Origin of the sequence: Boseongicola aestuarii (assembly GCF_900184815.1) — a bacterium.
In the GTDB taxonomy this organism is placed as follows: domain Bacteria; phylum Pseudomonadota; class Alphaproteobacteria; order Rhodobacterales; family Rhodobacteraceae; genus Boseongicola; species Boseongicola aestuarii.
The window spans coordinates 329,724-343,005 of the sequence record NZ_FXXQ01000002.1 but is presented as its reverse complement, the minus strand read 5'-3'; the positions used below and the strand labels follow the sequence as shown (position 1 = coordinate 343,005).

13 protein-coding genes are annotated in these 13,282 nt (G+C 58.1%); 4 read left to right on the top strand and 9 right to left on the bottom strand.

All coding sequences use genetic code 11. The annotated features are described in order from the left end of the window. Positions 1 to 16: 16 nt before the first annotated feature. The 4 genes from BOA8489_RS04655 (at position 17) to BOA8489_RS04640 (ending at position 3,345) form a co-directional block, all read left to right on the top strand. Positions 17 to 781 carry a hydroxypyruvate isomerase family protein gene (locus tag BOA8489_RS04655; RefSeq protein WP_093973045.1) on the top strand — a complete coding sequence of 255 codons (765 nt, stop codon included), beginning with the start codon at positions 17 to 19 and terminating at the stop codon, positions 779 to 781. Between the two features lie 66 nt (positions 782 to 847). After that, complete coding sequence (locus tag BOA8489_RS04650) at positions 848 to 1,249, top strand: rhodanese-like domain-containing protein (protein WP_093972814.1); 402 nt, start codon at positions 848 to 850, stop codon at positions 1,247 to 1,249. After that, positions 1,246 to 2,511, top strand: a complete 1,266-nt coding sequence (locus BOA8489_RS04645; RefSeq protein ID WP_093972813.1) for a glycerate kinase type-2 family protein — start codon at positions 1,246 to 1,248, stop codon at positions 2,509 to 2,511. Before BOA8489_RS04650 ends, BOA8489_RS04645 begins: the two co-directional genes overlap by 4 nt. Before the next feature lie 84 nt (positions 2,512 to 2,595). After that, positions 2,596 to 3,345: an SDR family NAD(P)-dependent oxidoreductase gene (locus BOA8489_RS04640; protein WP_093972812.1), complete on the top strand. Its 750-nt coding sequence runs from the start codon at positions 2,596 to 2,598 to the stop codon at positions 3,343 to 3,345. Between the two features lie 26 nt (positions 3,346 to 3,371). Here BOA8489_RS04640 and BOA8489_RS04635 read toward each other — a convergent pair whose 3' ends face one another. From BOA8489_RS04635 to BOA8489_RS04595, 9 genes are all read right to left on the bottom strand, one after another. Beyond that, complete coding sequence (locus BOA8489_RS04635; RefSeq protein WP_093972811.1) at positions 3,372 to 4,394, bottom strand: Gfo/Idh/MocA family protein; 1,023 nt, start codon at positions 4,392 to 4,394, stop codon at positions 3,372 to 3,374. Positions 4,395 to 4,475: 81 nt separating this feature from the next. Beyond that, positions 4,476 to 5,336 carry a sugar kinase gene (locus BOA8489_RS04630; protein WP_093972810.1) on the bottom strand — a complete coding sequence of 287 codons (861 nt, stop codon included), beginning with the start codon at positions 5,334 to 5,336 and terminating at the stop codon, positions 4,476 to 4,478. A 4-nt stretch (positions 5,337 to 5,340) separates the two neighbouring features. Then, positions 5,341 to 6,228, bottom strand: a complete 888-nt coding sequence (locus BOA8489_RS04625; protein WP_093972809.1) for an NAD(P)-dependent oxidoreductase — start codon at positions 6,226 to 6,228, stop codon at positions 5,341 to 5,343. A 19-nt stretch (positions 6,229 to 6,247) separates the two neighbouring features. Continuing rightward, complete coding sequence (locus BOA8489_RS04620; protein ID WP_245813660.1) at positions 6,248 to 7,357, bottom strand: FAD-dependent oxidoreductase; 1,110 nt, start codon at positions 7,355 to 7,357, stop codon at positions 6,248 to 6,250. A gap of 10 nt (positions 7,358 to 7,367) precedes the next feature. Continuing rightward, positions 7,368 to 8,210 (bottom strand): shikimate dehydrogenase family protein, encoded by an 843-nt coding sequence (locus tag BOA8489_RS04615; RefSeq protein WP_093972808.1) that lies wholly within the window; start codon positions 8,208 to 8,210, stop codon positions 7,368 to 7,370. Beyond that, a complete protein-coding gene (locus tag BOA8489_RS04610; protein ID WP_093973043.1) occupies positions 8,207 to 9,700 on the bottom strand; it encodes a UxaA family hydrolase in 1,494 nt (497 codons plus the stop codon). The genes BOA8489_RS04615 and BOA8489_RS04610 overlap by 4 nt, the downstream gene beginning before the upstream one ends. Beyond that, on the bottom strand, positions 9,697 to 10,644 hold the full coding sequence (locus BOA8489_RS04605) for a phytanoyl-CoA dioxygenase family protein (RefSeq protein ID WP_093972807.1): 948 nt from the start codon (positions 10,642 to 10,644) through the stop codon (positions 9,697 to 9,699). Before BOA8489_RS04605 ends, BOA8489_RS04610 begins: the two co-directional genes overlap by 4 nt. Positions 10,645 to 10,658: 14 nt before the next feature. Beyond that, positions 10,659 to 12,287: a TRAP transporter large permease gene (locus tag BOA8489_RS04600; RefSeq protein WP_093972806.1), complete on the bottom strand. Its 1,629-nt coding sequence runs from the start codon at positions 12,285 to 12,287 to the stop codon at positions 10,659 to 10,661. Further along, positions 12,287 to 13,189 carry a TRAP transporter small permease subunit gene (locus tag BOA8489_RS04595; protein ID WP_093972805.1) on the bottom strand — a complete coding sequence of 301 codons (903 nt, stop codon included), beginning with the start codon at positions 13,187 to 13,189 and terminating at the stop codon, positions 12,287 to 12,289. Before BOA8489_RS04595 ends, BOA8489_RS04600 begins: the two co-directional genes overlap by 1 nt. Positions 13,190 to 13,282: the final 93 nt, after the last annotated feature.

The window sequence follows — 13,282 nt, the reverse complement described above, 5'->3', positions numbered from 1 at the left end:
ACCGGAGTTCCCCGCGATGCCAGTTTTCTCAGCAAACCTCGGATTTCTTTGGACGGACAAGTCTTTGCCCGAAGCGATCCTGGCGGCCCATGCCGCGGGTTTTGTCGCGGTCGAGTGTCACTGGCCCTATGAGACACCACCCGAAGACGTGGCGGCGGCCTTGAAGGAAACCGGACTACCAATGCTTGGATTGAACACTGTGCGCGGCGACGTCGCCGGGGGCGAAAACGGACTTTCAGCGCTTCCCGGACGCGAGAACGAAGCCCGCGCAGCGATAGACCAAGCCCTTGAGTACGCCACGGCGGTCGGAGCGACGTCGGTCCATGTCATGGCAGGCAATGCCAGCGGTGCAGTGGCCCACTCGACGTTCGTTGGCAGTCTTGTTTACGCCTGCGCCCAAGCCGCCAAGAACGACATTACCATTCTGATTGAGCCTTTGAACCGCAATGACGCACCTGACTACTTCCTGCGAACCACGGACCAGGCCGTCGCCATAATGGACGAGGTCAAGGCTTCCAACCTCAAGCTGATGTTCGACTGCTACCATGTCGGGCGGAATGAAGGCGATGTTGTCACGCGTTTTAAAGCCCTTCAGCCGGTGATCGGCCACGTCCAGTTCGCCTCGGTCCCAACGCGCGGCGCACCCGATCAAGGTGAACTCAACTACGCATTCGTGTTCCGCAAAATCGACGCGGCGGGATGGGTCAAGCCCCTTGGAGCGGAATACAAACCGGGGGGTTCGACGGAGGCGACGCTGGGCTGGATGAGTTCGCTCGTTTAGACGCTTTGCACCGGGCCTCAGACCGTGCAATCAAGTGACGACGCCAGCCCAGCAAGAGAGCCAACCATGAAAACACTCGTGAAATCATCGGCCGAGCTTGTCGCTGACGCGCGTGCCCGTATCAGCGAGATCGAGACGGCTGATCTTGTAGCGCGGCTGGGAGATCCAAACCTCGTCGTTGTCGATATCCGCGACATCCGCGAGCGCCAGCGAAGCGGCTTTATCCCAGGCAGCTTTCATGCCCCTCGCGGGATGATCGAATTCTGGGTCGATCCACAAAGTCCATATTTCAAACCCATTTTCGGCGAAGACAAACGCTTCGTGTTTCACTGTGCCAGCGGGTGGCGCTCGGCTCTGACTGTAGCTGCATTGCAGGACATGGGCTTTAGGGCCGCACATCTGAAAGAGGGTTTTTCGACTTGGGAAACCCAAGGCGGGCCCGTCGAAAAAAGCGAGTCGGGCAAATGACGTTAGAAGCCGACAAGGCGTTCCTCGCCAGATTGTTTGACGCGGCCGTGGCGGCGGCAGATCCGAAAATCGCTCTCGCCAAGGCGCTGCCAAAGCCACCAAAGGGCCGTACAATCGTTATCGGCGCGGGAAAAGGCGCCGCGCAAATGGCCGCGGCTTTCGAAGATCTCTGGCCGACGCCGGTCGAAGGCGTTGTCGTCACACGCTATGGCTATGCCGCACCCACCAGATCGATCCGGGTCATGGAAGCCTCGCATCCGGTCCCCGATGAGGCAGGAGCAAAGGCGACGGAGGCGTTGTTCGCGGCGGTTTCTGACCTTGGCCCTGACGATCTTGTCGTCGCCCTGATCTGTGGTGGCGGTTCGGCGTTATTGCCCGCTCCGCCACCCGGAATGACGTTATCCGATGAAGTCGCATTGAACGAGTGTCTCCTCGCTTCGGGGGCGCCCATCTCGGTGATGAACGCCATCCGCAAACAGGTGAGCACGATCAAGGGTGGCCGTCTCGCAGCCGCCGCGCATCCCGCCCGCGTTGTCAGCCTGGTCGTGTCGGATGTCCCGGGAGACGACCCGGCGCAGGTCGCCTCCGGTCCAACCGTGCCCGACAGCGTGAATCGTGCAGATGCGCTCAAACATATCGCGGCCTACGGATTAGCATTGCCGGAAAATATCCGCTCCCACCTCGCGTCCGATCAGAATATTCCGCCGCTTCCAGCGGATGCTGCGTTTGAGGGCAACGAGGTGCACATCATCGCCTCGGCGTCGCTCTCGCTCGAAGCTGCCGCCCGACTGGCCTCCTCCGAGAACGTGCCACCGGTCATCTTGTCAGATGCCATCGAAGGCGAAGCTCGCGACGTTGGTCAGGTGCACGCTGCGATCGCCCGTGAAGTCCGCCAGCGCAATCGCCCATTCGCTCCGCCAGTCGTCATTTTGTCAGGCGGAGAAACCACAGTGACAATCCGCAATTCAGGGGGTCGCGGCGGACGCAATACCGAGTTCCTTCTCGCATTCGCAGGCGGTATCCAAGGTCAGAAAATTACCGCGTTGGCAGCCGACACGGATGGGATTGACGGCTCTGAAGACAACGCGGGCGCCTTCGCTGACGGCACGACCTGGAGCCGTATCCGCGCCACTGGCCAAGACCCAGCCACGCTTCTGGCGGCACATGACGCTTGGGGCGCATTTGACAGTATTGATGCCATATTCGCCCCTGGTCCTACCGGCACGAACGTCAACGATTTTCGAGCCATCTTGATTCGATGACATCGCAGTTGCCCAGCACTTGCAACGAAGTGAAAAGCAAGGTTTATCTTCTGCGACTTTACCTGCCATGCAAAGGATGCCCCAATGACTGATACACCCCTCGCACTCGTCACCGGCGGTGCACAAGGTATTGGGTATGCCTCGGCTCAGGCGCTTATCGAGGACGGTTTTCGCGTCATTCTTGCTGATATCAAGGCGGATGAAGTCGTCGCAGCTGCTAAGGAAATCGGCGCCGTGGCGGGGCTGGTTTGTGACATGGGCGACGCCGACCAGGTGCTCGCCATGTTCGACAAGATCGAAGCGGACTACGGCCCCGTCTCTGCGCTGGTCAACAACGCCGGTATCGCGGCGGCAGGAGACTTCCTCTCCTACGATCTAAAGACGTTCGATCGCGTCATCGACATCAACTTGCGCGGCGTCTTTGTTGCAACCCAGCGCGCGGGGAGGGCAATGGTCGAACACGGGCTTGAAGGCGCAATCGTGAACATGTCCTCAATCAATGCGCAGGTCGCTATTCCGGCCATCCCCGCATATTGCGCGTCAAAAGGTGGTGTCACGCAGCTTACCAAAGTGGCTGCGCTGGCATTGGCACCGCACAATATCCGTGTGAACGCAGTCGGGCCGGGGTCCATCGATACTGAAATGATGGCAGCCGTGAACGCCAACCCGGAAGCCATGAAGATAGCGATGTCCCGAACACCCTTGAAGCGTCCCGGCACAGCGCGCGAGATCGGCGATGTGGTCGCATTTCTTTGCTCGAAGAAAGCCAGTTATATTACTGGTGAAACCATCTATGTTGATGGTGGGCGGCTTGGTCTGAACTACACCGTCTAATTCCCAGCGCCGCGCCCGTTTCGGTATTATGTCTTTAAATGAACTGCTTGGCGGGTTTTGGATGATAGCTCCATTGCCTCGATGATAGCCTGCGCCTTCAAGCCATCCTGCACCGGGCAAAGCGGTGTGCGTCCAGTCCGAAGGCAATCAGCGAAGTCCTCGATCACTCTTTGATGCCAGACGTGTGTAAACGCCATTGGGTTCGCACCTCCGCCCGTGCCATCGGAAGTGGCGCCGATCGTTTCGATACGGCCATCCAGATATGACACCGTCAGAACGCCGTCTTCCAGATGCGCATGCGCTTTCGTGCCCTGTACGCGCATGCTTTCTGGGCATCCTGGAAAAAACGACGTTGTTGCTGTCATTGTTGCCACCGCTCCGTTCTCGAATTCAAACAGCCCGCCGGCCCAGTCTTCGGCTTCCATTGCGTGCAGCGACGTCGTCGCCATCACAGCGCTTACGGATCTTACGGAACCCATGAGCCAGGTCGCCAGATCCAGAGTGTGGATTGCCTGAGTTATCATTACCCCACCGCCGTCGCGCTCAAAAGTGCCACGACCGGGGGCGTTGTAGTAGTCTTGATCGCGCCACCACGGCACCCGGATTTCTGCGGAAACCAGATCTCCGATGAGCCCATCGTCAATCATCCTCTTGAAAGCTTTCGACGACTCTCTTGCACGATGCTGGAAGACAACGCCCGCAAGAACACCTCGCGTTTCAAAAAGGCTCGCGATGGTTTGCGCCGACGTCAACGTCCGCTCGATCGGCTTCTCCATGAGAACCGGTATTCCCGCGCGGACCAAGCCCTCAACTATTGACATGCGCGCGTTTGGAGGGGTTGTCAGAACCACAAAATCCAATGTTTCGTCGTCGCAAAGCTCCGACAGGCTTTGATACACGACTCCGCCGCCATGTGACGAATTCAGATACGAGTGGGCGCGATCGAAATCACGTCCAAGCAACCCGCCAAAATTGACAATATTACTGTCAGTTATGGCGCGAAGATGGGTTTTCGCGACCATCCCGTGTCCGATCAAAGCAACCTTCATGAAACTCCTTCCAGTCTGCCTCAGGAACGGTCCCGTGGCTGAGCAAAGCCGCTCGCCAGGGCGGCCCCTGTACCTTGAGTTTTATTTTGTAATGATCGCCCCACGATACCCCACAACCTTCGAGGCCAATTCGTGTCCGGCCTTCAAGGCATCCGCTTGGCTATGTCCGGTTAATCGCGCAGCAAGGTAGCCGCCGTTGAAACTGTCCCCTGCCGCCGTCGTATCCACCACCCGGCTGGCACGGGCATAAACCTGCTCGATCGTTTGCCCCAGAGAAACAGGCCCAGCCTCGCCACACTTCATCGCCCCGCTCCGGGATGTCGCGGAAAACCGCGCGCGCACCTCATCTTCGCTCTCGCCGAAGATCGCCATCTCATCATCCAGCGAAGGCAGGAGAATGTCCGCAAAGGACCAGAAAGAGGCGGTCACTTCCCGTGCGTCCTCGACACTCCAAAGCCTTGGCCGGTGATTGTTGTCATAAGCAACGCGCAGCCCGCTCGCCTTCAAATAGGCGATCAACTCTAGCCGCACCTCATGCGGCAAAATTGCGAGTGAAATTCCCGATAGGTAAACGAGATCGTATCCCTTGAGCATCGAAAAATCGCCATCCGAAAACAACTTCCGGGCCGCCGACGCCGATCGCCAGTAGGTAAAAGAACGCTCTCCCTCAGCACTCAGAGTAATCGCGTAAAGCCCTGGAACGGCAATTGGATCGATGCCAATTCTCGAGATGCCAAGCCCCTCGGACTCCATAAAGCTCTGAATTCGCTTTGAAAAGGGGTCACTCCCAAGCTGAGTAATATAATCCACTTCAATCTTTGGCGCGCACCGCTTCAGGTAAACAGCCGTGTTCAAGGTATCGCCCGCAACCGCCAACGCAGCAATGTCGCCGTCCAGAGACATTTCGATCATTGCTTCCCCAACGCAGGCGACCCGGGTCATGCCCTTACCCCTTGTAGAGGTCTGAATAGAAGTCGACCATTTGTGGTACCATGTCCTCGGACCGGCCATCCGCCATCGCCGCCTTCAATCCCTTCAAAGCGCATTGCGACATGATGCTGTCAGCGCCCGCATCACGTGCCATCTGAACGTAATAGCCCACGTCCTTGGCGCCATTTTTCACGGCGAACGCCAGCTGCATTGGATCGCCGTCCAACGCATAGGCTTTGACGAAATCCATCATGCCCGAACGCAATGGACCCGCGGCCATCACGTTGTAGACCTTCTCGCGGTCCACACCCATGACATCCGCCATCGCAAAAGCTTCGGACATCGCGTTGGCTGTTGTCATGGCAAAAAAGTTGTTGATAAGTTTGATCGTGTGACCTGCCCCAAGGTCGCCCAGATGGAAAACGTTTTCGCCCAGATCGTTCAAGACCGGTGCGACCTTATCAAAGGCCGCCTTGTCTCCGGACCCCATGATATTCAGCAATCCGTCCTTTGCATGAAGCGGCGTGCGCCCGAGAGGCGCGTCCAGATAAGTGCCTCCTGCGGCGGTGACCTCATCGCCCAGTACGCGCGTCGAAGCGGGTAACGACGTGCCGAAATCAATCACCACGGCCCCTTTGCGCAAGCCAGCAATCACGCCATCACCACCTCTCATCCGAGCCTCGACACTGTCCGATGTATCCATGCAAAGCATCACTATGTCGCTCGCCGCCGCAACGTCGCGGGCCGTGGCAACTTCGGTCGCGCCGCGTGCAACGGCCGCGTCAATGTTGGGACGGGACCGGTTCGGCGTGATTGTCACGTCATATGCCTTGGCCTGAAGCCGTTCCACCATAGCGGACCCCATCAACCCAAGTCCGATAAATCCAATCGCTGGTTTCGTCATCTTTTCATCCCTTCAAAATCTATTCCGCTAACAGGGCCGCACCGAGACGCCCCAATTCATCCGAACATTTCGCACCCGCACCGTTCCCCGCAGAGGCCACTGAAACACGTTCCGAAAGTCGCGCGATTTCGGGCCGCAAATCATCGGTCCAGGTCGTCATGCAGGCGTCCATCTTAATCGAAAGCACTTCGACCGCGGGGAAGAGCGCGCGAAATCTGGCTTCCTGATCGTCTCGCACCTCAGACCTTCCGCCCGATCTGAACCAATCCCCGATCTCTTGTGGAGACTTTAGCAATATATCGTCCGGATCCCCACCGAGTTTCATATAAATCTTGCCATCCGGGTACCGTATGGGCGGCAAGAAATAGTGCCCTTCCGGCGTACCCATAACCAACGAGGGCAAATAGCCAAGTCGCGCGGCTTCGTTCTCGGAAAGCTCGAACAACGCCACAGTACGCCCACAGACCTTGTAAGACAGGGGCCGACCCAAGACATGGTCGGTCATGCCGCCTGCCGCCACCAGCACCTGATCAAAAACCGGGGTGCCAGTCTTCGTGTGAACCTTCACGCCCGCGGCGGTTTCTTCCAGCCCGGTGACCACACCATCGAAAAGGATTGCACCGCCTGCTTCCGCCAATTTCGTTTGCGCCGCCACAAGGCGACGCGGCGAGATGTGTCCGCTGTCGTCGGGCTCCCACAAAGCACTCCAGTCATTTGGCAGAGACAAGTCCGGGATGACTTCTGCCACCAGTTCGCCCCTCAGATCCTGATGCAGCACCGACAACTGCTGTGCCACCCGGCGCGCATTTCCAAGAAACTCACCGCTTTCCGCGCCTGCCATCAACGCGCCGACCGGCGAAAAGAACGCAATCCCCGACGTCGCCTCGATCATTCGATATCTTGCAATCGAAGCAATTGAAGCTTCGGCCCAAAAGATGTCTGTGGCGTTTTTTCGGGTTATCCGCCCTTCATCATAGTGACTTGCAAAAACTCCTTGATGGGTGCGTTTGTCGGCCGGTTCTACCGGGCCGATCAGAGTGACATCCTGCCCCGCGTTGGCCAGATGTCGCGCTGCCGCGCTGCCAATTAGACCCCTGCCGATTACGGCGATCGAAGGACGCTTTTCCACCCGCCGCCTCTCAATCCGGCCGTAGCGCGTCAATCAAGGGCAGCATTTTTTCCTTGTTGGGACGCGCGCCCGAATAGGCCTCGAAAGATCCGAGGATCATATGACGAAACAGATCAAAACCCGAGACCGTCGTCAGCCCGCGAGACGCCGCCGCTCGCAGGAATGTCGTGCGGGTTGGTGTATAAACCGCGTCGAACGCCCAAGCTTGTGAGCCGATGGTTTCGATCGGAAACGCCGACCGCCTGTCGTCCCCCATCCCCAATGCCGAGGCATTCACCAATCCGTCGGCGTCCGAGATCACAGCAGGTGCGTCTGACATTAAAATTGCGCGCACGGGCCCGTCCACCGCCTCGGCCAATCGCGCAGCAACGCCACGCGCCGGGTCCCAGACTGCAATATCGGTAGCCCCAAGCTCGACCAAGGCGGGCACAATCGCACCGGCGACTCCGCCGGCCCCGGCGACCGCGACCTGACCGGGGATTGCATTTCCCATTTCTGTCTTCCACGCGCCGATAAAGCCAGTGTAGTCCGTGTTGAAGCCTCGAATTTCCGGGTGGAATGTCAGCAAGTTCGATGCAGGAAGATGGGCAACCTCTGAGATCATACCGTCAGCGGCGCGCGCGCGGGCCTTGTTCTTGTGGGGATGCGTTATCGTCACCCCAGTCCAGCCTTTGGCAATCAACTCGTCCAACGTTTCGTCGAAGTTGAATTCGGGCATGTCGCCGGTATCTATCGGCGTAAAATCCAGCGTCAGACCATGTTCCCGACACAGCAAATCCATCGCCGCCGAAAACCGCGACTGCCCTATATGATCGCCGATCAATCCAAGTTTGATGACCTTGGTTTCGCTCACATCACGGCCCCTATCTGCCAGGGAACGAATTCATAGTCCCCAAGTCCTTGCGCCTCGGACTTCGTGGCTTCGCCCGATGCAACCCGCAGAAACGCCTGATATATCTCGCGTCCTTTCGCTTCGACTGTCACTCCGGCGTCCAGAATATCGCCCGCGTTGATATCCATGTCGTCGGTCATCCGCTCGTACATCCGTGTGTTCGTGGCGACCTTGATCGTCGGACTTGGCTTTGATCCAAATGCCGATCCACGCCCAGTTGTAAAGCAGACCAGATTGCACCCGCCCGCGATTTGTCCGGTAACGCTCGCGGGGTCATAGCCGGGACTGTCCATGAAGGTGAAGCCGCGCGCGCGTACTTCTTCTGCGTATTTGTAGACCCCCGTCAAAGGTGTCGTGCCACCCTTCGCCGAAGCCCCAAGCGACTTCTCCAAAATCGTCGTCAGCCCACCCTTCTTGTTGCCCGGAGAAGGATTGTTGTCCATCACACCCTTGTTGCGGGCGGTGTAATCCTCCCACCAGCGGATGCGTTCGATCAACTGCTCGCCAACGGCCTGCGTGCGCGCGCGCGCCGTCAGCAAATGCTCGGCCCCGTAAATCTCCGGCGTTTCCGCCAAAAGGCCAGTTCCACCTTGCGCGACCAGCAGATCACAGGCGTGCCCCAGTGCTGGGTTGGCCGTGATCCCGGACCACGCATCAGATCCGCCGCACTGAAGTGCAACCATCAACTCGGAGGCTGGACAAGGCTCGCGCGTGACGTCATTCGCCAGCGGCAGCATCGCTTCTATCTTGGCAATACCCGCTGCAACCGTGCGCGACAGCCCGCCCACATCCTGAATATTCATCGCCTGAAACAACGGTCCTGGCGTCAGGCCGAAGGCCTCCATCAACCAGTCGATCTGCATCGTCTCGCATCCAAGACCTGCCATCAACACACCAACCACATTCGGGTTGCGCGCATACCCCCACATCACGCGCTGCAACGCCTCGAAACCGTCGCCCGCATCCGCCATTCCGCAGCCCGTGCCATGCACGAAGGCCGACACGCCATCCACATTCGGATAGGCTGCCAGACGTTCAGGCGTGAAGTGCTCGGCGATCCGCCGTGCAGCCGTCGCCGAGCAATTCACCGAAGTCAAAACCGCGATATAATTGCGCGTCCCGACCTTTCCGTTCTGGCGACGATATCCCATGAACGTGTCGATCGTCTCAGGGGCTGGGGCGTCGCGCAGGTTGGTCGAGAACTCGTAGGCGCGGTTGACGTTGCGGTATTCGAGATTGTGCGTATGCACCAAAGACCCCGCGGCGATGTCCTCAGCAGCATAGCCGATCAGGGTTGCGTACTTTCGTACTTCGGACCCTTTGGCGATGGGCTCCAAAGCCATCTTCTGACCCCGTGGGATCATCTCGACAGCGCCTTCGACACCGACTTCCAGCGCACGAATGGCGGTTGCAACATTGTCTGCGGGGTTCAGGCGGATCAAAGCACTCATGCGCAGGCCGGACTGTCGGATTGCCATCGGTGAATGGCGATATGCGGGCTTTTCGAAAGCCGTGCGCGTGCCTCTTCCCACATTTTCTTCCACTCCTGCCAATCGTGCAATTCTGTCTCCGGATGCGCGCGGCTTCGCGCAATGAAATCCGGAAAATGGTTGCGCCCCGAAGGTTGTCCCGTAACGTGAAACCGCAAATCAAACGACCAGCGAAATCCGTCCGTCTTATTCATCAATGACGCGTGCGGCGTCAGAGGGTGAAACAGCACCATCCCACCGGCCGCAACCGGCAATGGCACAGCCTTTTCCTCGGCGACGTAACCCGGTGCGATTGCTGTTTGCCGCTGAGGGCAATGGGGCAGCATTTCTTGCGCCGGCGCCTTCGGCAAAACCTGGAGGCACCCGTTCTCCACTGTCGCATCCGTGATCGCCAGCCAACACGTCACCATTTCCGTCCGGTCGGCCTCGTCCAAGGCCACGGCGCGATCCTGATGCCAGTCCGTCGAGGTGATATGTGCGCGCGACTCGTTGTCGGTCAATGTGCGCGCAGGTGGCTTGATGCGGACATGCTGAATGGGATTCGACGTAATCTCGCCGCCGATCAGTTGCTCTACGATGTCCAGAAGCCGCGGTGCACGCACCATATCGAAAACCGCCGGACCAAAATGCATTGGTGTGTCGGGCGAAATCTGATCGCCCGGCAGCGAGATATCCATGGGCTGAAACCAATCGCATCCGGCTTCGTAGGCGGTCAATAGTTTGCCCCAGAAGCTATCGCTGAGCGGCGCACCAACACGCCCCTCGGCCTGCCACCCGGCATAGAGCCGATCCAAGACCTGAGAGTATTCGAGCCGCACCGACTTCAGGCATTCAGTGTCGAGCACGTCCTCGACCACCAGAAACCCCTGGGTGTGAAAGGCCTCTATCTGTGACGCGCTCAACATGCACCGACCCAGCCCTAGTTCAGCAAGACTTCAACGATCGGCGGCCAGATCAGCAGGACCGAAAGAGCGATCAACTGGATGCAGATGAACGGCAGGAAGCCTTTGAAGATATCCGTAAGCGAAATGTGCGGAGGTGCCACCGACTTCAGGTAGAAGGCGGCTGGGCCAAACGGAGGCGACAGGAAACTGACCTGCATGTTCATACAGAACAACACTCCGAACCAGACCGCGACGTACTTTGGCTGAAGCTCTCCGATTAGACCGATCTCCTCGATGGGCAGGCGCTGCACAATCGGCAGGAACACCGGAATGATCAGCAATACGATGCCCACCCAGTCCATGAAAGCCCCCATGAACAAAAGAATCAGCATCATCATCAGCAGGATCGACATCGTCGGCAGATCTTGTCCAAGAATGAAGTTAGCCACGTAGGTCGGCCCGCCCGCGATCGTATAGGCACCCGCCAAAGCCGCCGCTCCGATCGTCACCCAGATGATCGTGCCTGTCGATTTCAGCGTCCGCATCAAACTATCCCAGACAAGCTCGAAAGAAGCCTCGCCCCGAAAAATCGCAATGACGAGGACCGCAAACGCACCCATTCCAGCGGCTTCGGTGATGCCCGTAATGCCGCCGTAAATGGACCCAAGCACAACGCCAATGACGACAATCGGGGGCACTAGTCCTTTGCCCATCGCCCAACCGGTCTTGGTCCGTTCACGCCCGAAGACGAACAGGCACAAAAGAACCGCAATGATCGTAAGTCCGGCAAACCAAGGCACATGGCCCGGGGTGCCCCAAAAGATATCTTCAACACCATTTTCGGCAGCATTCTGTCCGGAGACGGTGAAGAACAATGCGCGCAAGAACAAAACAGTCGAGAACCCTGCAATCAGCACTGACAGGAACGCGCCAAACAGCATCCCTTTTTCGCGTCCCACAGCTTCACCCGGAACGGGGTCGGGCAGCGGGGCGTCTTCCGGGCGCAACCGGGTGCGCACGATGATGTAAATGATGAAGAACGACGCCAGCATGAAGCCCGGCACAAACGCCGCTGTAAACAACGCCTTGATCGACGTCTCGGTAATCAGGCCATAAATGATCAGAACAATCGACGGCGGAATCATCGTCCCCAAAGACCCCGACGCACAGATCGTTCCAATCGCAAGGTTCTGATTATACCCAAGTCGCAACATCTGCGGCAGTGCAATCAGCCCGAGAAGAACAACCTCACCACCGATGATTCCCGACATTGCGGCCATGATCACAGCCATGATCGAGGTGACAATCGCAATGCCTCCGCGGGTGCGGTTCAGCCAGACATTCAGCGACGAATACATCTCTTTGGCAATGCCGGAGCGTTCCAGCAGAGCGGCCATGAAGATGAATAAGGGAATGGATATGAGCACATAATCCGTCAAAAGGCCGTAGATCTTCTGCGCCAGAATGTTCAACGGCCCACTCCCCGGCCTCCCGGTGAGAATGCCGTCCCCAAACAAAAGCGGATTGAACAACGTATCGGGCTCAAACTTCATGAAGAGCACCAAGACGGCCAGAATAGCCGACGCTAGCCCAAGTGGCATGCCGATCGCCAGCAGAACCAGTAGTCCCAGCATCAGGACAAGCGAAATCGTTCCGATATCCATCAGTTGCGCTCCGTTTGATTGCCTTGGATTGACCCGCGCGTCACGTCGAGGTCGCCGACTCCCTCAGCACCGACCGCGGCGCGAATCTTTTCCAGCTCGTCCTGATCGATATCGTCGGCAGCCGTGTGAATTACTGGCTCCGCGTTCCAGTCGGAAATGAGATTTACGACGGCCTGAATCGCCACAAGACTGACAATGATCAGTACTGTAGGCTTCAAGGTCGCCGGAATAGGAGGGTCGAAGGCCGTTCCGAAAGTCTCCCAGCGCCATAGCTTGTCAAGGGCCTCACCATAGCCGCCGTAGACAAGGAAGAAGGCAAAGAGAACAATCAGCACTGTCGAAATCGTGTCAAACAATCGCTGCATCCAGCGGGGACAGATATCGTAGAGCAGGAAGATTCGGATGTGGCTGCGTTGCTGCATCGCGTAGAGACCCGCGCACAGGAACACGAAACCCGCGAGCCAAAGTGACAATTCGTTCGCCCAAAGTGTCGGTGCTTCAAAGACGTACCGAAGAAGGACCTCGTATAGCATAACGCTGGTCAAAAGGATGATCATCATCATCGTCACGCGACCGATGAAGACTGAAACACGGTCAGCAGGGCGCCAGCTTTCGAATTCCATCGGAGCGCGGCGCACGGTGCGAATGCCAATATAGAGGAAGATCGGCAATCCGAGCAGAGCCAGATAATCGACCCAGTCGGCCTCGCCGCCGAAAGGTCCCGACATCCCTGGCGTAACATCATTGCGATGATGCAGCCCGCGAAGATTGTCGGCCTGGCTCTGGTCCGGCGGCACCCAGTCAAGCGTAAATGCGGGCAGATGCCAGATGAGCCAGCCGGCGCACAGAATGAAGCAAAAAGGAATGAGCCACTCTATGAAGCTTCCAGATTTATTCTTCATGAGTCCCCTCCGCGCGGCAGAGCGACCACGCTGAAAATGCCTGCTTGAATGTCCGTAAAAGGGTTTGGACCCCACACCGTGGCGGGGTCCAGA

What these genes read in the sequence shown, in the direction of transcription:
- BOA8489_RS04655 (WP_093973045.1), top strand. Translation starts at nt 17, where the DNA reads ATGCCAGTTTTCTCAGCAAACCTCGGATTTCTTTGGACGGACAAGTCT.
- BOA8489_RS04650 (WP_093972814.1), top strand. Translation starts at nt 848, where the DNA reads ATGAAAACACTCGTGAAATCATCGGCCGAGCTTGTCGCTGACGCGCGT.
- BOA8489_RS04645 (WP_093972813.1), top strand. Translation starts at nt 1,246, where the DNA reads ATGACGTTAGAAGCCGACAAGGCGTTCCTCGCCAGATTGTTTGACGCG.
- BOA8489_RS04640 (WP_093972812.1), top strand. Translation starts at nt 2,596, where the DNA reads ATGACTGATACACCCCTCGCACTCGTCACCGGCGGTGCACAAGGTATT.
- BOA8489_RS04635 (WP_093972811.1), bottom strand. Translation starts at nt 4,394, where the DNA reads ATGAAGGTTGCTTTGATCGGACACGGGATGGTCGCGAAAACCCATCTT.
- BOA8489_RS04630 (WP_093972810.1), bottom strand. Translation starts at nt 5,336, where the DNA reads ATGACCCGGGTCGCCTGCGTTGGGGAAGCAATGATCGAAATGTCTCTG.
- BOA8489_RS04625 (WP_093972809.1), bottom strand. Translation starts at nt 6,228, where the DNA reads ATGACGAAACCAGCGATTGGATTTATCGGACTTGGGTTGATGGGGTCC.
- BOA8489_RS04610 (WP_093973043.1), bottom strand. Translation starts at nt 9,700, where the DNA reads ATGAGTGCTTTGATCCGCCTGAACCCCGCAGACAATGTTGCAACCGCC.
- BOA8489_RS04605 (WP_093972807.1), bottom strand. Translation starts at nt 10,644, where the DNA reads ATGTTGAGCGCGTCACAGATAGAGGCCTTTCACACCCAGGGGTTTCTG.
- BOA8489_RS04600 (WP_093972806.1), bottom strand. Translation starts at nt 12,287, where the DNA reads ATGGATATCGGAACGATTTCGCTTGTCCTGATGCTGGGACTACTGGTT.
- BOA8489_RS04595 (WP_093972805.1), bottom strand. Translation starts at nt 13,189, where the DNA reads ATGAAGAATAAATCTGGAAGCTTCATAGAGTGGCTCATTCCTTTTTGC.